The sequence below is a fragment of the Shewanella sp. AS1 genome (genome assembly GCF_021412565.1).
GTDB lineage: Bacteria > Pseudomonadota > Gammaproteobacteria > Enterobacterales > Shewanellaceae > Shewanella.
Genome location: NZ_JAKCLJ010000006.1, coordinates 101,230 through 120,618, shown reverse-complemented (window position 1 = coordinate 120,618; position 19,389 = coordinate 101,230). Strand labels below are relative to the sequence as shown.

Sequence of the window (19,389 nt, the reverse complement as noted above, 5' to 3'; positions counted from 1 at the left end):
GACCCTATCTGAATTTTTAATCCTGTTGGCTGTCTACAGCTAACATTATTGATAAAACTGAGTAGCATCATGCCGTTAAGTCGATTCCACGCATTACGTGAATACCTAGATAGAGTGATACTAGGTCAACCTTCTCTCACCGAAAACCTGTTAATCGCACTGATCGCCGATGGACACTTACTGGTCGAAGGCCCCCCAGGTCTCGCAAAAACCCGTGCGGTCAAAGCCTTAAGTGATGGTGTCGAAGGCAATTTTCACCGTATTCAGTTTACACCGGATCTACTGCCAGCGGATCTGACCGGCACTGACATCTACCGCGCCCAAACAGCGACCTTTGAGTTTGAAGCCGGCCCCATCTTTCATAATTTAATCCTAGCCGATGAGATCAACCGCGCCCCGGCTAAAGTCCAATCTGCACTGCTCGAAGCCATGGCCGAGGGGCAAGTCACAGTAGGGAAACACAGCTATCAGCTGCCTAAGCTTTTCCTGGTGATGGCTACCCAAAACCCGCTGGAAAACGAAGGCACTTACCCGTTACCAGAGGCGCAGCTGGATCGTTTCCTTATGCACCTGAATCTCGACTATCCCAGTGCGGAGACGGAATTTGAGATCATGCGCCTATCTCGCAATGAAGCGAAAACTCATGCCTTACCTAAGGTCGAGCCTATTAGCGAGATTGATGTCTTTGCTGCCCGAAATGAGGCCTTAGAGCTCTATTTAGCCGAGCCACTCGAGCAATACATAGTCAACATCATAATGGCAACCCGCCAACCCCAGCGATACAGCGATCAGCTCGCCTCCTGGCTCGAATATGGTGTCAGCCCCAGGGCCACCATTGCCATAGAGCGCTGCGCCCGTGCCAGAGCCTGGCTGATGGAGCGTGATTTTGTGTCACCAGAAGATATTCAAGCGGTTGTGCCCAATGTGCTGCGTCACCGCCTGCTGCTAAGCTATCAGGCACAAGCCGATGGCATCAGTAGCGATGACGTAATTAACCATATTCTGACTCAAGTTGCGGTGCCTTAATGTCAAAGGGGGAATTGCCGCTATTTGCCGATGGCGTCTCGCTTAATCAACAAGAACTGCTGGCCTGTCAGAATATTGCCCGTGCCCTGCCCCATAGGCGTACTAAAGCAAGGGCGGCCCTGGCCGGCCACAGAGCCAGCAATATAAAAGGTCGAGGCATGGAGTTTGCCGAGGTTCGCCATTATCAGAATGGTGACGATGTGCGCACTATCGACTGGCGCGTCACTGCTCGCACGGGTCAGGCACACACAAAACTCTTTGTCGAAGAACGCGAACGGCCGGTTTTGTTACTGCTGGATCTCAGTCATAGCCTCTATTTTGGCTCAAGCCTGATGCTGCAAGCTGTGCAGGCTGCTCATTTGAGCGCAACGCTTGGCTGGCATGCGATTGCCCATGGCGATCGTTTAGGCGCCTTAATTGCCAGCGAACATCAACATATTGAACTAAAGCCACGTAGCCGCCAAACGGCTATCTTGTCACTCATTAACGGCATTCAAAAAGTGCATCAGCAGCAGCTAGAAGGCCTGAGCCAGATCAATCCTGAGCCTGAACACATTTATCACGCCTGCCAACGTTTAAGGCGAATAGCCAAACCCGGCTCCTTGGTATGGATCATCAGTGATGGTACCCATTTCACGCCCGAATGCCTGGCGCCCTTAAGTGAACTTAAACGCCACTGCGATATCGGCGCTTTTGTCATTAGCGACCCTCTGCGGCAAGGCGAGCTGCAGCTGCCGACGCATTTTCAGTTGCCAGTAAAAGAAGGCAGTAAAGAATTGATATTAAATCGCCAAAGCTACGATGCCTGGCTGAATCAGCAGTTGGCTCAGCAACAGGGCTTTATCACCATGATGACGCAACTTGGCGCCCAGCCTAAGGTGATCAGTGCCGCGATGACGCTTAACAAACAGCTTGGAGCCCTAAGGTAAATGCAACAGGCGAACAATCCCGCTCTAGGTGCTTTAAAAGACATACACACGCCAGCCGAGATAGGAGCCTGGCCCTTAGCTTATGGCTATTGGCTCGCCCTTGCTGCCGTCCTTATTCTCCTGATCACCAGTCTCATCTGGTTAATTAAACGTCACAAACACCTGGCCGCTAAACGCCAAGCCCTGCAAGCAATTAAGCAGCTGGATCTCAATCACCCACAGTTTGCTATCGAGATAAACGCCATCGTCAAACGTGCAGCCATGAGCTACCTGCCCCGCGGCGAGATCGCATCACTCGATGGTGATGCCTGGTATCGCTGGCTGGTTGATCGAGCGCCATCTACAGATCAGCGGCTCTGCCAACTGCTGGCCAAACGCTATCAAGCACAAGCTTTGACCTTAACCGAAGCCGAGCTGCTAAAAGCCCTGACCAGCAACTGGATGAAGCAAGCCTTGCCCTTAAAAACGAGTAATAAGGAGCAGTCATGTTCACACTAGCCTGGCCCTGGTTATTACTCCTGCTGCCTCTCCCCCTGATTTTCTATAAAGCGAAGAAGAGACAGACTCAGGCGATGGGGGGACACTTGCAGCTGCCTGGGATTAGTGAGAACCGTTTTACAACCACTCAGCGCCAGCCGCCTAAGCGCCAGTTGCCGCTGTGGTTAGTCTGGGTCTTACTGGTCTTCACCGCATCGCGCCCCCTGTGGGTTGGCGATGCCATTGAGCTGCCCAGTAAAGGGCGTGACTTAATGCTGGCCATAGATCTCTCCGGCAGTATGCAGATTGAAGATATGGTATTTGAGGGTAAGCCCGTCGATCGTTTTACCATGGTAAAGCATGTGATGAGCGATTTTATCGATAGACGCCAAGGCGACAAGTTAGGCCTTATTCTGTTTGCCGATCATGCCTATCTGCAGGCGCCATTGACACAAGACAGGCGTTCAATCGCGCAATTTCTCTCTGAGGCACAAATCGGTCTAGTGGGTAAACAGACCGCCATAGGCGAAGCGATCGCCCTGGCGGTGAAACGCTTCGATAAAGCTGAGCAGAGCAACCGTGTACTCATTCTGCTGACTGACGGCTCGAACAACTCAGGGGCTATCACGCCAGATCAAGCCGCAGAGATAGCCGCAAAACGGGGGGTGACCATCTACACCATAGGGGTCGGCGCCGAGGTAATGGAGCGGCGTACCCTGTTTGGTAAAGAGCGGGTTAATCCGGCGGTCGATCTCGACGAAACCCAGTTAACTAAACTGGCGAGCATGACTCAGGGGCGCTATTTCCGTGCCCGTAACGCCAAGGAGCTGGAACAGATTTACCATGAGATTGACAAGCTGGAACCGACAGAGAGCGAGCAGTTAACCTACCGCCCGCAGTCTGAACTGTTTTATTACCCGTTAGCACTCGCGCTGCTGCTTAATCTGCTGTTTATTCTGTGGCGCCATCCGCTGATTGCATCCAAGCTGACAAAACAGGAGGCACTATGATCCCAGGAGGCACTATGATCCATTTTTTGCGTCCTGAGTGGTTACTTGCACTGCTGCCACTGCTGGCGGTGTTGTACTTGCTGCTAAACCATAAACAGCAGCAATCTAGCTGGAGCCGCTATATTGCGCCCCATCTGGCTAAGGTGTTGATATCCAGTTCGGCCGCTGCCAGAAAATCCAATACCAATATAATCGCACTGTGCTGGCTGATTGCCGTGTTAGCCTTATCTGGGCCGGCCTTAACCAAACGTGAGCTACCTGTATTTGAAACTGATCAGGGGCGCGTGATTTTGATGGACATGTCCCTGTCTATGTACGCCACGGATCTGGCGCCTAACCGTTTGACTCAAGCCAAGTTCAAGGCAACCGATCTGATAAAAAGCCTCGATGAGGGAGAAACTGGGCTAGTCGCCTATGCAGGTGAAGCCTTCACTATCAGCCCACTGACACGCGACAGAGCCACATTGCTCAACCTGCTGCCAACCCTCTCCCCCGATATCATGCCGATTATGGGGTCTAACCTTCCGGCGGCGCTGACTCAGGCTAAAAATCTCCTGATCCAAGGCGGCCACATTCAAGGGGACATTATTTTACTGACGGACGGCGTTGCGACAGAGCAAGTCAATCGAGCCAAGAAGGTGTTATCTAATAGCCAGTACCGCTTATCCATCATTGCTCTTGGCAGTCAACAGGGGGCGCCTATCCGCTTGCCTAACGGACAATTGCTGCGCGATAGAAGCGATCAAATCGTGATCCCTAAAACCGACTATGAGGCACTTAACGCCCTCACGGTTGCTAATGGCGGACAGGTTTATCCCTACCGCGCCGATGGCAGCGACCTGAATGAGCTCAATCATTGGCTGGCGCAGAGTCAATCGACCAAAGCCTCAGATAAACAAGGCGAAGTCTGGCTGGATCTTGGCCCCTATCTCGCCCTTTTGCTGCTCTTGCCCGCCCTACTCGGTTTTCGTCAGGCATTTATCGCCATCGCCTGTATCCTCTTGTTCCCTATGCAAAATCCTGTCTATGCCAATAGCTGGCAACACCCTTGGCAAACCGATAACCAAAGAGCCATGCAGGCCTATCAACAAGGCGATTTTGCCAACGCAGCTAAGTTGTTTAAGGAGCCAAACTGGCAGGCAAGTGCTCACTATCGTAATGGCGATTATCAGCAAGCCCTTAAACTTTATGAGCAGGACGAGTCAGCCACTGGATTATACAATCAGGGCAACAGCCTGATGCAGATGCAAAAATTCGATGAGGCCATCGAGCGCTATCAGGCCGCCTTAACCAAAAATCCAGACTTAAACGAGGCCAAAGCCAATCTAAAGCAGGCAGAAAAGCTCAAACAAGAGCAAGGCCAGCAACAAGAGCAAAATAGTCAGGGTGACTCTCAATCAGAGCAAGATAAATCGCAGTCTGGGCAGGATAATTCGAAATCGAGCCAAGATGACGCTGAAGAGCAAGGCCAAAATCAGCAGGATAGTGGACAAAGCCAGCAACAAGATGAGCAAAGCAGTGCTGATGCGCAAAGTGCCCAAGCCAGCTCGGATAATGAAGCGCAGATGAGCGCCGCCCCCAATAAGGAAGCATCGAACTTAGCAGATAATGCATCTGAATCTGAAAAGTCTGCAGAGTCCCAGGAAGTAACGCAGTCCAGCCAAGGGGCTAATGCGAGCAAAGATGAGGCTCACGCGAGCAATGAAGAGGCTTCTCAAGCACAAACATCTAAGTCTCAAACATCTGAGGCTCTGGCGCTTAGCACAGGCCTGAGCGATGATGAGTTGCCACCCGAGATGCAGCGCGCCCTGGGCGCCGTTATCGACGATCCTCAGGTGCTGCTTCGCAACAAGATGCAACTTGAATATCAAAAACGCCGCGCTCAAGGCGTCACCTCCAAGGAAAGTGAACTGTGGTAAAACGATCCCTTTTAACTAGCGCCCTCTTAGCCTTTACCCTTTTGTCGCTAGGCTTATCCAGTCCGGCTTTTGCTCTGGCAAAACTTGAAACCTCAGTCGATAGAAACCCTGCGGTTGAGGGCGAATACCTGGTGCTCACTATCACTGCCGACGATGATGTCAGTAACGGCAGTTTAGATACCAGAGCACTACTTAAAGACTTTACCGTGGGGCGAACCAGCGTCAGCCGCAGCACCCAGATCTTAAATTTTGATGCCAGCAAAGAGACCCGCTGGCAGGTGCTGATCGCGCCAAAACATTCGGGCATTGTTACTATTCCAGCCTTTACCATAGAGAAAGTCAGCTCCAACCCCATTGCATTGCAAGTGGTCAAAGCGGGCAGCCAGCCTGAGCAGCGCAAAAACCTCTTTATCCGAACGACTTTATCCACTGAAGAGGCGTATGTTGGCCAGCTAATCACCTATAAGGTCAAACTCTACCTCGCGGTCGAATTGCAGCGCGGCGTATTAAGCGCGCCGAATGTTGAAGGCGCCCAGCTTAAGCAGTTGGGGGATGATCTCGATACCACAGAGATTCTTGATGGTCGCCGCTATCGGGTGATTGAACGTACCTACAGTGTGATCGCCGATAAACCAGGCAAACTCAGCCTCTCTGGCGCCAGTTTTTCTGGGGATGTGTTAATGGACAACTCGATGCGTGACGGCAGGTTCAGCTTCAATCAAAGTCGTCCCATGCAGGCGAAATCCGCGCCGAGTGAGATAACCGTTTTACCTGTCCCCGAAAGCTATCATGGCAACTGGTTGGTGAGCGATCTTGTGGTGCTCAAAGAGGAGTGGAGCGATAGCAACAACAGTGTCGAAGTGGGAACCCCTATTACGCGCAACATCAGCCTGTTGGCATCTAACGCAGATGAAACCAGCTTGCCTGAGATCAAACTGCCGCTTCCTGAGAGTTTTAAAAGTTACCCGGAAAAACCGCAAAAACAGACCTTTGTCAGAGAGAAACGGGTCGTGGCCCAGTTAACTCAGACCACGGCCATAGTACCGACTATGCCGGGGACTTACACTCTTCCCGAGATCCGCCTTCCCTGGTGGAATAGTCAGACCCAGAAGCAGGAGTTCGCCACGCTGCCCAAACGCACCATCACAGTAACAGGCGCCGCCAATACCCCCACGCCGATATTAACGGCCAAGAGTGATAACGCCCATGATGCCATCAACGCTGGATTCTGGCCCTATTTGACGGCGCTGTTTGTCCTGTTATGGCTGCTGACACTTGCGCTTTGGTATAGAGAGCGCAAGCGCACGCCAAATGAAAAAAGCTCAAATGAACTGCCATCTGAAAAAGCGGTAAGGTCAAATACCTTGAGTCAGTTAAAGTCCGCCTGCACCGAGGGCGATAGTGGCGCTATTCTCTTCGCCCTGCAGCAGCATTTCACTGAGCAGCTGCGCCGCCCCATGACATTAGAGGATATTGCCAAGCTGAGCCCGGCGCTGCGCGATGCCATTAACACCCTGCAGAGCAGTCGCTATGGCCGACAGTCTGGCGATCTTAATGGCGTCCCCCCCTTGGACACAGATGCCCTGTTACGCTCTGTTGAGCAGAGTGAGAATCGCCAGGCAAGCACAAGCTCTAGTGCGCTCTCACCTTTAAATCCCCTTTAGATCCGCTTAAATCGCCATTAAGCCCCTTGAAGATAAGCCGCCAAAACCATCCAATGCCTTTGGCGGCTAACTTACCAAAAGAGGTTCGATAGTGGCTTTCGATGAGAAAGTAAACTTAGCCATGTTTGCTATCTTTATTGTGACCACCACAAAAATGAACAATCTGCATGATAAGGCGTAATAAAACCGGCGAAAGCGCGGTCAATAAAGACATGCTAAGTAAACAACGACGATACGATAGCCTTGTCAGGGCACTTCAAGCCGATCTGTACCGTTACGCCTTTTGGTTGTGTAACGATAAGCAGGTTGCCGAAGATATCACCCAAGAAACCTTTCTAAGAGCCTGGCGCTCCATGGAATCATTAAAAGATGACAAAGCCGCAAAAGCCTGGCTTATCACCATCTTACGCCGCGAGAATGCAAGACGTTTTGAGCGCAAACAGTTCGATTATTCGGATGTGGATCAGTCGCAGCTTGAGGATACCTATTCGCTCTCGAGTGAAGACAATATGGAAAAACAGTGGCTGCGCCGCCAGATAAGCTTACTTGAAAGCGAATACAGAGAACCCCTGCTGCTACAGATAATCGGCGGTTTCAGTGGCGAGGAGATCGCCGATATTCTGCAACTCAATCGTAATACTGTGATGACTAGGCTGTTCAGGGCCAGAAACCAATTGAAAGAGTCACTGGAAGGCGCACACGCTAAGGGGAAAAGCAATGGATGATCTTACCTTTCGCCGTGAGGCCTATGAAAACCCCAATAGCCGCTCACCTGAGTTTTTAGCGGCAATTCAAGAATCTCCATCCCGGCGCGAGCTAGTGGCAGAGTTGAAACACTTAGATCAAAAACTTGCCAGTGCACTCAAGGTGGAACTACCCGAAGGGCTGGAAGCTAAATTGCTGCTTAATCAACAACTGCACAGCCATCAGCGCAGACGCAAAAAAACCAGCATCGCCTTAGCCCTAGTGGCATCGATAACCTTAGTGGTCAGCTTGGGATACGCCTGGCTACGCTTAGCACCTGTGGATTTAGGTCAGCATGCCCTCGCCCATGTGTATCACGAAGTCAAGGCGCTCAAGAGTGAGCAGGATATCGATTTCAATACCATCAATAGCCAGTTAGCCTCTCTCGATGGTGTCGGCAATGGCCACTTTAGCGGTCAACCTGGACGGATCCTCTACAGTACCTATTGTGATTTTCACGGGGTGAGGAGCCTTCATTTAGTAATGCAAGGGGCACAAGGCAAAGTCACTGTTTTTATTATCCCGCCAGAGAGTCGTATGACACTTAAACATGCCTTTGCCGATAACCGCTATCAAGGCGTGGGCTTTGAACTCAACAGCACCTATATGCTATTGGTGAGCCAGCACAATGACGATCTTGAAAAGATTAAAGATGAATTAAAACAATTTTTTATTTAATCAATACGCTTAATACGGACGGTCACAGCTTTAACCGTCCACCCTATCAAGCCGCCCCGCGCCAGAATGAACAAACTCACACCCGCTTTATTACTGTGAGCCAGGTCAAAGTTTTGCTACCATAGCCGCTGCAACATCAGATAACTATAACGAAAGCGATCAAGCTATGACTATTCAATTACCTATTTTAATTACCTTTTTTGGTTATCTTATCCTGATGATGGGGATAGGTTTCTGGGCATACAAAGCCACTGATAGTGTCGATGATTATATTCTGGGTGGCCGCGCCATGGGACCGGCTGTTACGGCGCTCAGTGTCGGGGCATCCGACATGTCCGGCTGGTTGTTACTGGGTTTACCCGGCGCCGTCTATTTAGGAGGCTTAGGTGAAGCCTGGATTGGCATAGGCCTGGTTTTCGGCGCCTGGCTTAACTGGCTGTTTGTCGCCAAACGTCTACGTGTTTACACCCAGCTTGCGGATAATGCCTTGACCTTACCTGACTTTTTTGAAAAACGCTTCAACGATAAACAGGGCATACTTAAGCTAGTTTCCGCTGCTACCATCTTATTATTTTTCACCTTTTATACCTCATCTGGCATGGTGGGCGGCGCCATTTTATTCGAAAAAGTGTTCGGTTTGGACTACGAAATCGCTCTGCTGGCTGGTTCGGTTATCATAGTTGCTTATACCTTTATCGGCGGTTTCTTTGCCGTCAGCTGGACCGACTTTTTCCAAGGCTGTCTGATGTTAATCGCCCTGCTGTTTGTGCCCGTGGTGATTTTCAGCCAAACAGAAACCCAAACGGGATTGTCTGAGCTGGATCCCGCTATGTTAAGCTTGCTCAGTGACAACACCACTGCGATTGGCCTGGTATCCCTGCTCGCTTGGGGATTAGGCTATTTCGGTCAACCGCACATCCTGTCGCGCTTTATGGCCATTGGCAAAGTGAGCGATCTGACTATCTCAAGACGCATTGCCATGACCTGGATGATATTGGCACTGCTCGGTGCGCTGGCAACAGGCATTGCAGGCAGTCTCTATTTTGCAACAGAGCCACTGGAGAACCCGGAGACCGTATTTATTCATCTGGCCCACGCCGCCTTTAATCCCTGGATTGGCGGTCTGCTCGTTGCCGCAATTCTTTCTGCCATCATGAGCACCATAGACTCACAGTTGTTGGTCTGCTCTAGTGTCATCACAGAAGATTTCTACAAGAAGTGGCTAAGACCCTCGGCCAGCAGCAAGGAGTTGATGCTGGTTGGACGCCTTGGCGTGTTAGCCATTGCCATTATTTCGGGCATTATCGCCCTCAATCCCGAGAGCAGCGTACTCGCTTTAGTCAGCTATGCCTGGGCCGGTTTCGGTGCTGCATTTGGCCCCGTGGTTCTATTCTCACTGTTTTGGCAGCAGTACAGCCGCAATGGAGCGATTGCAACTATCCTCGTGGGTGCTGTTACTGTCGTGTTATGGAAACAAGCCAGTGGCGGTCTGTTCGATCTCTATGAGATCTTACCTGGATTTATCCTGGCGACCTTGGCTGGCATCTTGGTCAGCCTACTCTTCAAGCCGAGTGCTCAGATCACAGAGCAATACCAAAACTTCACAGTAAAACTCTAATTTACTTAAATTGCAATTTGATGGAAATCACAAAAAGCGTACATGTGTACGCTTTTTTTATACGTTAAAAATTTTACTCATTTCTTTTTATTTTCACAAAACCACAACCTTTTAAAAAACGGCCTAACCACTTGAAATAGGCGGTGGTAAAGGCCATTCGACAAGATTAAAACAAGCTTAAAAAAGACAAGTATTCAACACCCATTTTTTTTACATTCAAGCAACATAAAATTAAACTGGTCGGAGTTGTTGCGCTATCCCTATATCCCTACTATGCAGCAGAATTAAAAATAGCTCTCGCTGACATATGCCAAAGCGTAAATAGCAACGAGACAGATAATAATGAGACGTAAATATGAAAATTTTTAACAAGACGTTATTAGCCGTTGCTGTAACACTTGCAAGTTCACAAGTGGTGGCATCTGGCTTCCAGCTTAACAGTCAATCAGCTACTGGCGTTGGTCGTGCATTCGCCGGTGATGCGGTCATTGCTGACAACGCTTCGGTACTTTCGCGCAACCCAGCCGCTATGGCTTTATTCGACAAAGCTGCCTTGTCTGCGGGTTTAACCTATGCGGATATCACAGTCGAAGTGAAAGACGTTAACTTCGTCCTAGGTGGTGCCATTCCTGCTGATTTAGGCAGTATCGACGATGCGGGCACTGCTAAAGTTATCCCGAACCTGTATTATATTCACCCAATCAACGAAAAATTTGCCGTTGGTTTTGCCGCCTTCTCTAACTTCGGCACAGGTACAGATGCTAGCACCCTGTCAACAAGAAAAGCGATCGCTCCCTATGATTTATTAGGCGAAACCGAAGTAACTACCGTTAACTTCAACACCAGCCTGTCATACCGTATCAACGATATGCTGAGTATCGGTGCCGGTATTGACGCCATCTATGGTGAAGGCAACCTTAGCCGCATTGCAGTGTCCGCTGGCAATGCACCAATTGTTGATGTAGAAGCCGATGGTTGGGCATTCGGCGGCATAATCGGTGCTACCCTAGAACTAAACCAAGATAACCGTTTCGGTTTGAGCTACCGCTTCAGTCCAACTGTGAATGTTAAAGGTGACATCAACACCATTACTACCCAAGATTTATCTGCTGTGGGACTGGGTGCACAAACACAAGTTGCAACCAGTTTTGATAGCCTTGATGTGCCATTAGCGGATATTTTCCAGTTCGCCGGTTTCCATCAGCTGACACCTAAGTTTGCTGTACATTACACTGCACAATACAGCACTTGGAGTGATTTCGATCAAATCACTGCCAAAGACGGTACTTCAATCATCGCCTCTGGCGCGGCCGCTGGTACAGTACTACCTTCAACTGACAGCGCTGCTCTAAAAGAATACCAATGGAAAGATTCATGGTTATTTAGCCTAGGTGGCACTTACGCTGTAAACGACCAGTTCAGTCTACGTGCTGGTTACCTGCATGATCAGGGCGTTGTTGACGAGATCAGTTCAATCTCTTTCCCAGACTCTGACCGTAACTGGTTCACTGCGGGTATGAGCTACCGTATCAACCCAAAAAACACGCTTGACTTAGGTATCGCCTTCATTAAAGGTGAAGAAGTTGAGCTAGTTGAAAACAGCCAGATCCCAATGGTAGGCCCAGTAAACGCCACCACTGAATCTAGCGGTATGTACTATTCAGTGCAATACAGCTACGAGTTCTAAGCTGAGCTAAACCTTAAAAAAGCCGCATTCGATGCGGCTTTTTTCTGCCTGTTACTGGCTCATCTTCTAGCTCACTGTTATCCTGTCGCTTTCCTTATCTTTATTTAAGTCTACGTGCAGCTTAGAGATTACCAAAGACAGGCGGTTGATGCTGCGATCAGCCATTTTAAACAGACTCAGGACTCGGCCGTTTTGGTCTTACCCACAGGTGCGGGTAAAAGCATAGTGATAGCCGAACTGGCGCGGATCGCCAAAGGCCGCATCTTAATCCTCACCCATGTTAAAGAACTGGTGGCGCAAAATGCCGAAAAAGTGGGCCTGTTAACCGAGAAGGCCAGTATCTATTCTGCCGGCTTAAAACAGAAATCGACCGCCAATAAAACCGTTGTTGCCAGCATCCAATCTGCGATAAAAAATCCCGCTCAGTTTAGCGAGCCCTACTCGCTGGTGATCATTGATGAATGCCACAGAGTCAGCAGCGAGAAAGAGAGTCAGTACCAACAACTGCTCGGCTATTTAAAGACGCAAAACCCAGAGGTCAAACTCCTAGGACTGACCGCGACCCCCTATCGCTTAGACACAGGCTGGATCTACCGCTATCACTACCATGGCAAAGTCGGCAATCAGCAGGCGCCCGCCTTCGAGCAATGTATTTTTGAACTGCCCCTGCGCCCGCTAATAAAACGTGGCTATCTGACGCCACCGAAATTGTTTGACGGCTTATCGGCGCAGTATGATTTCAGTGAGTTGACCCCTTCGGCCAGTGGCAGTTACTCAGAGAGCCAGGTCGATGCCCTGCTCAATCTGGCTGGTCGCGCCACCACAGCCATCATCAAGCAGCTCATAGAGCTCGCTCAATCCAGACAGGGCTGCATTATTTTTGCCGCGACCGTCAGACATGCAAGCGAGATCATGGCGCTGCTTGGCCAGCACCCTGCAGGTTTGATCACGGCCACGACACCCGCTTTAGAGCGCGACCAGATAATCGAGTCTTTTAAACAACAAGAGCTTAAGTTTCTGGTCAATGTTGCCGTGCTCACCACAGGCTTTGACGCGCCCCATGTGGACTTAATTGCCATTTTAAGGCCTACAGCCTCTGTCAGTCTGTTTCAGCAGATGGTGGGGCGTGGGCTGCGTATTTGTGAGGGGAAGACAGATTGCCTGGTGATCGACTATGCCGCTAATGGTTTCGATCTCTTCTTTCCCGAAGTAGGCCAAACCAAACCCGACAGCACTAGCGTGCCGGTCCAGGTTCATTGCCCTGTATGCCAGTTCGCCAATATTTTCTGGGGAAAGGTCGATGATGATGGCGATTTAATCGAGCATTTCGGCCGCCGCTGCCAAGCCATCGTAGAGACAAGGCAAGGTAAACAGCAATGCGACTTTCGCTTTCGCAGCAAGCCCTGCCCTCACTGCGGCAAAGAGAATGACATCGCCGCCAAAGTCTGTAGCCATTGCCATCAGGTGATCATAGACCCGGATAAACGCTTAAAAGAGGTGTTGTCGCAGAAACATCATCATCTGTTCCGCTGTCAGGATATGCTGTTTGAACATGACAAAGACAGGCTGCGCGTGCGTTACCTCGATATCCAAGGTAATGATTTTAGCTGTTATTTCCGCTTTAATACCGCCGCGCAGATAAAGGCTTTTTATGGGGTGTTTGTCCACTCCCACACCAAGACCCCAGGCTGCAAACAGCCCAACTTATCCAGCGTTGACCAGGTCATTGCCGCCAGAGAAAAGTTCAGAGTGCCGGATCTACTGCTGCTAAAAAAAACCAAGAAAGGCTGGGAGCTGATGGAGCGCTATTTCGACTATAAAGGGCGATTCCAAAGTGAGAATAAGTTTACCTGAATCATAAATATACAAATCAATACTCCCATGATATAAAGACCAGGTTAAATGATTCAGGAGCATATATGTTTGTTGTAATTTTTGGCCGTCCAGGCTGCCCTTACTGTGTTAGAGCTGTCCAGTTATCAGAGCAACTTGTTGAGGCTCGTGATGATTTTAAATTCAAATATGTCGATATTCATGCCGAAGGGATCAGCAAGGCCGATCTTGAGAAAACGGTCGGTAAGCCGGTAGAAACCGTACCGCAAATTTTTGTCGACCAGGTTCATGTCGGTGGCTGTACCGATTTTGAACAGTATGTGCGCGAAAACCAGCTGCTCTAACTAAACGGCTGTAAACATAAAGCTGTAAATAAAAAAGGAGGCAAAGCCTCCTTTTTTGATCTTACGCTTGGCGATTAAAGCACATATTTAACCGAGAACATGAGTCGACTCAGTTCGCCATTATCGCCATTTTGCTTGGTGTTTTCGGCGTACATAAATTCAACACCCACAGTCAGTGGCTTCACAGGTGAATACAGCAGGTTGATGTAGCCTGAATAAGACTCCTCGTTTACCCTGCCACCTGTAAGTGCCTCATCATTATCTGCCATAAAGGCTGAAGCCGTCACGCTGCTGCGCCACTTATCATTCCACCAGTGACGATATGACACATAACCACCGTAAGACATGATAGTTTCAATGTCACCATTAGCATCGATCACACCTGCGTTGGCATAGTTAAGGGCCATATAACGCCCCATACCATCACCTGCAGTAGCTGCAAACTTGATATCGTCATCACCGACAGGCACCACACCGGTTACGCTCACACCATAGCCCATGGTTTGTGCATCCAGGTTAGCATTCTCAACATTCAGCTGACGGGCAAGCCCCGCAACAGTGAATTTCATGCCACCTTCGGTATTAAAGTTATAGCGGGCAACCATATCGGGTATCATGCCGCTACCACTGACGATGCGATCGTTACCATTAGGTCCACCTCCATTAGGCGTGACTGTGGTTTCTGGATTTTCCAAAGCAAACTGGAAGCCGCCATTGGTGTAACGTACCTGTGCTTGTCGCACAAAAGGCGTCCCTTCGGCAGCCCCGACAAAATCTAAGTTTTCAGGTAATGCCCCCGGATTTTGAAACGTCGTCCAAGTCTGACCCACTGTCCAGTTATCATAGGTGACAAATGCATGGCGAATACGCGGTGAATAACTGTTTGACACTCGCTCATTGCCATCGGCATGGGTCATAAAATCCAGCTCAATAAACCCACTTAACTTGTGACCGTCTAAGTCTGTACTTGTCTTAAAATTAAAGCGCGATTCACGCGCTTGAAAATCAACAACTTGCTCACCATTACCGGACGTACCATAAATGGTGCCTGGCACATAAAACTGACGCGATAAATTGCCCGAATCTGGTGCGCCGTTACTGTAATCGCTGAACATCACGTCCGCTTTTACATAACCCCCAAATTTAAACTCAGTTTCTGCTGCCGCATTCGTCGCCCCCAAAGCGATTAATGTTGCAGCGGCGATAATTGATATTTTCGACTTGTTCATCTGTCTTCTCCCTTATCATTTTTATCAATATGAATATGTAGGAGATAAAGCAATAAAAATATTAGCAAAACGTCTATAAGACAAAGGTCTATAAGCAAATTGTGAATATAAGTACTAGGCAAACCCATGACTGTAAAGTCGAAAGTATAAGAATGAGGAGCATAAGATCAATTTAGAAAGGCGGCCGGCGTAACGGATTCGAACATCGGCCAATGTGATGTTAAGAGTAAAGCCAACTTCTCAGTTATCACACGCAAATACAGTGATAGAGAGAGTTTTTAAGAAAAAGAGAGAAAAACAAAAAAGTGGTGGGTCGTGAAGGATTCGAACCTTCGACCAATGTGACGTTAAGAGTAAAGCCAACTGCTCAATTATCGCAAAGCGAATAACGAGAAATTTTAAGAAAAAGAGAGAAAAACAAAAGAGTGGTGGGTCGTGAAGGATTCAAATCTTCGACCAATGTGACGTTAAGAGTAAAGCCAACTGCTCAATTATCGCAAAGCGAATAACGAGAAATTTTAAGAAAAAGAGAGAAAGCGAGTATCGAGACAAGGAGAGTTTTTTGAGAAAAAGAGAGAGGAAACTAAAAGAGTGGTGGGTCGTGAAGGATTCGAACCTTCGACCAATTGGTTAAAAGCCAACTGCTCTACCGACTGAGCTAACGACCCATCTGCCTTACCTTGTTTATCCACTTGTAAGAAAAGTGGTGGGTCGTGAAGGATTCGAACCTTCGACCAATTGGTTAAAAGCCAACTGCTCTACCGACTGAGCTAACGACCCATACTAATATTTCGATGTAAATAAACCTTATCACTGGTTAAAAGCCAACTGCCTCGTCCTAAATAGCGACTGAGCTAACGACCCATCTGGTGTTTCTGAATTTAACCACCTCAGAAAAGTGGTGGGTCGTGAAGGATTCGAACCTTCGACCAATGTGGCGTTAAAAGTAAAGCCAACTGCCTCTTTTCTTCACAAGCAGCGACTAAGCTAACTTTAACTCCATTCTATTTTAATTACTTAAAATAGTGGTGGGTCGTGAAGGATTCGAACCTTCGACCAATTGGTTAAAAGCCAACTGCTCTACCGACTGAGCTAACGACCCACATTTTGATTCGATGCAAATTAACCTTATCAATGGTTAAAAGCCAACTGCCCTTTCTCTATAAAAATAGTGACTGAGCTAACGACCCATCTGCCTTACCTTGTTTATCCACTTGCAAGAAAAGTGGTGGGTCGTGAAGGATTCGAACCTTCGACCAATTGGTTAAAAGCCAACTGCTCTACCGACTGAGCTAACGACCCATCTGATATTTCGATGTGAATTAACCTTATCACTGGTTAAAAGCCAACTGCCTAGTCTTAAATAGCAACTGAGCTAACGGCCCATCTACACTAAATCCTTTCGATTTAGCCCTCAAAACAACTACATCGCTTTGAGGGCGCCTATAATACCTTTTTCATCTTCTCATGCAAGTGTAAATTTCCCATTTTCTGTTGTTTGCATGAAAAACAGACTAAGCGCATATTTTTTAGTTAAATAGAGGTTAAAGTGCGGCCAATTGTTGCTTGGCAATCCGAGCGGCGGCACTACCTGAATATTCGTTTAGTACTTGCTGATAAAGGCGTTTGGCTGCTGCAGCATCTGAGCGTCGCTCAGCAATCATGCCAAGTTTGACTAGACTATCGGCACGTTTGTTGGAGTCTTTGAACTGATCGACAACCGCATTAAAGGCCTTAGAGGCTTCAGCAAACTCACCTTTGTTATACAGCAATTGACCTAACCAGTAGTTGGCATTCGCTGCATAAGTGGATTGGGGATACTGTTTGATGAAGGCCCTGAACGCTGGGATAGCCTCATCATACTTTCGTTCTTTGAGTACCAAGTTCACTGCGCGCTCATAACTTGCCGTTTCACCGAGAGAAACCGACGAGCTCGAATCACTTGCTGTGGAAACTGGCGTAGTGTTTGATGCTTTAGCGCTGCTCAATTTCGCAATATCATCATAAAGTTGTCGCTGACGCTGCAACATCTGATTAATTTGATAATTTTGTTGTTCAGTCAAGCCACGCAGATCCAAGACTTCTTGCTGCAAGGTATCCAAACGCTGCTGCATCTCAAAATCTGCAGCCTGCTTGGCCTTAAGCATGCGCTCTAGGCGGATAATGCGATCATCAGAGGAACCACCTGCAATATCTTCAACTGGCGCAGGAGCTGCAAAGGCAGCTCCTGCACTCAGTAACATTGCCGTGGCGATAACGGCAGTTTTCATATAAAACCCTATCTGCTTTTTAGTAAACTAAAACGGCACGACGATTTTTAGCGAAACCTTCATCAGTGCGAGAAAAATCCTGAGGTTTCTCTTCACCATAGCTGACAATGCTTATCTGGCCAGCTGCTACGCCCATGCTCTGCAGATACTTAGCGACGGCTTTAGCACGACGCTCACCCAATGCGATATTGTACTCTGGAGTACCACGCTCATCGGTATGGCCTTCTACCATCACACGTACATTCGGGTTATCCAGTAAATATTGACCATGAGCATTGAGCACTTCAGAAAAGTCAGCTGAGATAGAGCTGCGATCATAGTCGAAATAGATGGTGTTCTCTTGACGCAATTCCTGGTACTTCTGGCGTTGCTGCTCTTCTGGAGTCAACACAGGTGCCACACCACCGGTTTCCACACCACTACCCGACTCTACTTGACCACTTTCAGTGCCGCCAACCGTGCCTGTTGCATCCGTTTCTGACTCTGATGTGGTACTACAGGCTGTCATCGCCATAATGGGAAGTGCAACTAGCATAGCTTTAAATAGCTTATTCAAATCCATGTTTAAATCCTTAATCTTCTTTGATGTGAAAACGCATTATTATTTATAACAGTGATACGGTTATAAAAACGGTGACCAAGCAGGAGACTTAACTTCTCCTTGGCCAACAGGCAATCTTGCCTTAAATCGACCATCCATAGAAACAGCCGCGAGGACCTGTTTTCCTTGATAAGTAGTACCATAGATCACCATGGTACCGTTAGGCGCAATACTGGGGGACTCATCTAATCGTGTGCTACTAAGCACTTGCATAAAACGTGTCTCTAAATCCATTCTGGCAATGTTAAACTTGCCATTGGTGCGATTAATAAACACCATACTGCGTCCATCAGGTGATATAGAACCACCTAAATTCCATTCGCCTTCAAAGGTTAACCTTGTCACTTTGCCAGAGGCAAGGGTCACTTGATAAATTTGCGGACGTCCACCCCGCTCAGAAGTGAATACCAGAGATTGCCCATCGGGCGCCCAGCTCGCCTCTGTATCGATGGCATAATGATTAGTGATCCGTTTGAGCGCCTTAGTGGCAATATCGACCACATAGATATCGGGTTGACCATCCTTAGATAAAGTGACCGCTAGTTTTTTACCGTCGGGTGAGAATGTTGGCGCACCATTAATGCCAGGGAAACCAGTGATCTTACTCCTTGATTGAGTGTAGATATCCTGAACAAAAATCTCTGCTCTTTTATTCTCAAAGCTGACATAAGCCAATTTACGACCATCGGGCGACCAAGATGGCGACATCAAGGGCTCAGGCGAGCGCAGTAACATCTGCTCGTTGTAACCATCGTAATCAGCGATCATCAACTTATAGGGCGATTTATCTTGGCGATCGACCACCACATAGGCGATACGGGTCAAGAAGGCGCCGCGGATCCCAGTGAGCTTTTCATAGACGATGTCACTTATTCTGTGACCATACTGTCTGAACTGGGCTGCACTGATCACAGCTTCACGGCTGTCGATGACATAATCAGATGCCGATGAAGGGCCACCCGATTGCATCTGCGCCTTCACCAGATCCACCAGCTCAAAGTTCACCAGATACTGATCTGGGCCATAGGGTTTGACTGACCCCATCAAGACAGCTTCGGCGGCCACACCAGACCAATCCCGCAGATTAAAATTCGCCACAGCGCTGATATTACGCTGTGGCAGAGAGAGCTCATCGATAGGCTTAAAAGTGCCGCTGCGGGCTAAATCAGACATCACCACATCGGAGATCTGCTGCGGCATAGGTGTCGCCCCTTGCCACACGAAAGGCACAACGGCGATCGGACGAGCGGCATCAACCCCCTCAGTGATCACAATATCCAACACCGCCTTTGCTGGTAGAGTACAAAACATCAGCCCTAAAACGAGCCATTTTCCCAGTGCTTTCATGGAACTCCTTTAA

16 protein-coding genes and 4 tRNA genes are annotated in these 19,389 nt (G+C 48.6%); 12 read left to right on the top strand and 8 right to left on the bottom strand.

The features are described from left to right. Positions 1-69 precede the first annotated feature (69 nt). From LZP69_RS10235 to LZP69_RS10180, 12 genes are all read left to right on the top strand, one after another. The gene (locus LZP69_RS10235; RefSeq protein ID WP_234200384.1) at positions 70-1,026 is read left to right on the top strand and encodes an AAA family ATPase; all 957 of its coding nucleotides are present in this window, start codon (positions 70-72) and stop codon (positions 1,024-1,026) included. Beyond that, entirely contained in the window at positions 1,026-1,955 is a 930-nt protein-coding gene (locus tag LZP69_RS10230; RefSeq protein WP_234200383.1) for a DUF58 domain-containing protein, read from the top strand. The genes LZP69_RS10235 and LZP69_RS10230 overlap by 1 nt, the downstream gene beginning before the upstream one ends. Beyond that, on the top strand, positions 1,956-2,453 hold the full coding sequence (locus LZP69_RS10225; RefSeq protein WP_234200382.1) for a DUF4381 domain-containing protein: 498 nt from the start codon (positions 1,956-1,958) through the stop codon (positions 2,451-2,453). It begins immediately after the preceding gene. Further along, positions 2,441-3,442: a vWA domain-containing protein gene (locus LZP69_RS10220; RefSeq protein ID WP_234200380.1), complete on the top strand. Its 1,002-nt coding sequence runs from the start codon at positions 2,441-2,443 to the stop codon at positions 3,440-3,442. Before LZP69_RS10225 ends, LZP69_RS10220 begins: the two co-directional genes overlap by 13 nt. A gap of 14 nt (positions 3,443-3,456) precedes the next feature. Next, the gene (locus LZP69_RS10215) at positions 3,457-5,361 is read left to right on the top strand and encodes a VWA domain-containing protein (protein ID WP_234200378.1); all 1,905 of its coding nucleotides are present in this window, start codon (positions 3,457-3,459) and stop codon (positions 5,359-5,361) included. Next, positions 5,355-7,025 (top strand): BatD family protein, encoded by a 1,671-nt coding sequence (locus LZP69_RS10210; RefSeq protein WP_234200377.1) that lies wholly within the window; start codon positions 5,355-5,357, stop codon positions 7,023-7,025. Before LZP69_RS10215 ends, LZP69_RS10210 begins: the two co-directional genes overlap by 7 nt. A gap of 167 nt (positions 7,026-7,192) precedes the next feature. Next, the gene (locus LZP69_RS10205) at positions 7,193-7,750 is read left to right on the top strand and encodes a sigma-70 family RNA polymerase sigma factor (protein ID WP_234200375.1); all 558 of its coding nucleotides are present in this window, start codon (positions 7,193-7,195) and stop codon (positions 7,748-7,750) included. After that, positions 7,743-8,447 (top strand): DUF3379 domain-containing protein, encoded by a 705-nt coding sequence (locus LZP69_RS10200; protein WP_234200374.1) that lies wholly within the window; start codon positions 7,743-7,745, stop codon positions 8,445-8,447. Before LZP69_RS10205 ends, LZP69_RS10200 begins: the two co-directional genes overlap by 8 nt. Positions 8,448-8,613: 166 nt before the next feature. Then, positions 8,614-10,065, top strand: coding sequence for a sodium/proline symporter PutP (gene putP, locus LZP69_RS10195; RefSeq protein WP_234200372.1), 1,452 nt, complete (start codon positions 8,614-8,616; stop codon positions 10,063-10,065). Positions 10,066-10,420: 355 nt separating this feature from the next. After that, positions 10,421-11,752 carry an OmpP1/FadL family transporter gene (locus LZP69_RS10190; protein WP_234200371.1) on the top strand — a complete coding sequence of 444 codons (1,332 nt, stop codon included), beginning with the start codon at positions 10,421-10,423 and terminating at the stop codon, positions 11,750-11,752. Positions 11,753-11,866: 114 nt separating this feature from the next. After that, entirely contained in the window at positions 11,867-13,606 is a 1,740-nt protein-coding gene (locus LZP69_RS10185) for a DEAD/DEAH box helicase family protein (RefSeq protein ID WP_234200369.1), read from the top strand. Between the two features lie 65 nt (positions 13,607-13,671). Further along, positions 13,672-13,929, top strand: coding sequence for a GrxA family glutaredoxin (locus tag LZP69_RS10180; RefSeq protein WP_234200367.1), 258 nt, complete (start codon positions 13,672-13,674; stop codon positions 13,927-13,929). A 74-nt stretch (positions 13,930-14,003) separates the two neighbouring features. Here the strand turns inward: LZP69_RS10180 and LZP69_RS10175 are convergent, their stop codons facing one another. The 8 genes from LZP69_RS10175 to tolB all read right to left on the bottom strand — a co-directional run bounded on the left by LZP69_RS10175 (position 14,004) and on the right by tolB (position 19,376). Next, a complete protein-coding gene (locus LZP69_RS10175) occupies positions 14,004-15,158 on the bottom strand; it encodes a DcaP family trimeric outer membrane transporter (RefSeq protein WP_234200365.1) in 1,155 nt (384 codons plus the stop codon). A 592-nt stretch (positions 15,159-15,750) separates the two neighbouring features. Beyond that, positions 15,751-15,826: transfer RNA gene (locus tag LZP69_RS10170), tRNA-Lys, on the bottom strand. 36 nt (positions 15,827-15,862) lie between these two features. After that, positions 15,863-15,938: transfer RNA gene (locus LZP69_RS10165), tRNA-Lys, on the bottom strand. Positions 15,939-16,184: 246 nt separating this feature from the next. Then, positions 16,185-16,260 (bottom strand) — tRNA-Lys (locus tag LZP69_RS10160). A gap of 124 nt (positions 16,261-16,384) precedes the next feature. After that, positions 16,385-16,460, bottom strand: a tRNA-Lys gene (locus LZP69_RS10155). A gap of 242 nt (positions 16,461-16,702) precedes the next feature. After that, positions 16,703-17,428 carry a tol-pal system protein YbgF gene (gene ybgF, locus LZP69_RS10150; protein ID WP_234200363.1) on the bottom strand — a complete coding sequence of 242 codons (726 nt, stop codon included), beginning with the start codon at positions 17,426-17,428 and terminating at the stop codon, positions 16,703-16,705. Between the two features lie 19 nt (positions 17,429-17,447). Continuing rightward, a complete protein-coding gene (pal, locus tag LZP69_RS10145; protein WP_234200362.1) occupies positions 17,448-17,990 on the bottom strand; it encodes a peptidoglycan-associated lipoprotein Pal in 543 nt (180 codons plus the stop codon). 60 nt (positions 17,991-18,050) lie between these two features. Continuing rightward, positions 18,051-19,376 carry a Tol-Pal system beta propeller repeat protein TolB gene (tolB, locus tag LZP69_RS10140; protein ID WP_234200361.1) on the bottom strand — a complete coding sequence of 442 codons (1,326 nt, stop codon included), beginning with the start codon at positions 19,374-19,376 and terminating at the stop codon, positions 18,051-18,053. Positions 19,377-19,389: the final 13 nt, after the last annotated feature.

What these genes read in the sequence shown, in the direction of transcription:
- LZP69_RS10235 (WP_234200384.1), top strand. Translation starts at nt 70, where the DNA reads ATGCCGTTAAGTCGATTCCACGCATTACGTGAATACCTAGATAGAGTG.
- LZP69_RS10230 (WP_234200383.1), top strand. Translation starts at nt 1,026, where the DNA reads ATGTCAAAGGGGGAATTGCCGCTATTTGCCGATGGCGTCTCGCTTAAT.
- LZP69_RS10225 (WP_234200382.1), top strand. Translation starts at nt 1,956, where the DNA reads ATGCAACAGGCGAACAATCCCGCTCTAGGTGCTTTAAAAGACATACAC.
- LZP69_RS10220 (WP_234200380.1), top strand. Translation starts at nt 2,441, where the DNA reads ATGTTCACACTAGCCTGGCCCTGGTTATTACTCCTGCTGCCTCTCCCC.
- LZP69_RS10215 (WP_234200378.1), top strand. Translation starts at nt 3,457, where the DNA reads ATGATCCATTTTTTGCGTCCTGAGTGGTTACTTGCACTGCTGCCACTG.
- LZP69_RS10205 (WP_234200375.1), top strand. Translation starts at nt 7,193, where the DNA reads ATGATAAGGCGTAATAAAACCGGCGAAAGCGCGGTCAATAAAGACATG.
- LZP69_RS10200 (WP_234200374.1), top strand. Translation starts at nt 7,743, where the DNA reads ATGGATGATCTTACCTTTCGCCGTGAGGCCTATGAAAACCCCAATAGC.
- putP (WP_234200372.1), top strand. Translation starts at nt 8,614, where the DNA reads ATGACTATTCAATTACCTATTTTAATTACCTTTTTTGGTTATCTTATC.
- LZP69_RS10190 (WP_234200371.1), top strand. Translation starts at nt 10,421, where the DNA reads ATGAAAATTTTTAACAAGACGTTATTAGCCGTTGCTGTAACACTTGCA.
- LZP69_RS10180 (WP_234200367.1), top strand. Translation starts at nt 13,672, where the DNA reads ATGTTTGTTGTAATTTTTGGCCGTCCAGGCTGCCCTTACTGTGTTAGA.
- LZP69_RS10175 (WP_234200365.1), bottom strand. Translation starts at nt 15,158, where the DNA reads ATGAACAAGTCGAAAATATCAATTATCGCCGCTGCAACATTAATCGCT.
- ybgF (WP_234200363.1), bottom strand. Translation starts at nt 17,428, where the DNA reads ATGAAAACTGCCGTTATCGCCACGGCAATGTTACTGAGTGCAGGAGCT.
- pal (WP_234200362.1), bottom strand. Translation starts at nt 17,990, where the DNA reads ATGGATTTGAATAAGCTATTTAAAGCTATGCTAGTTGCACTTCCCATT.
- tolB (WP_234200361.1), bottom strand. Translation starts at nt 19,376, where the DNA reads ATGAAAGCACTGGGAAAATGGCTCGTTTTAGGGCTGATGTTTTGTACT.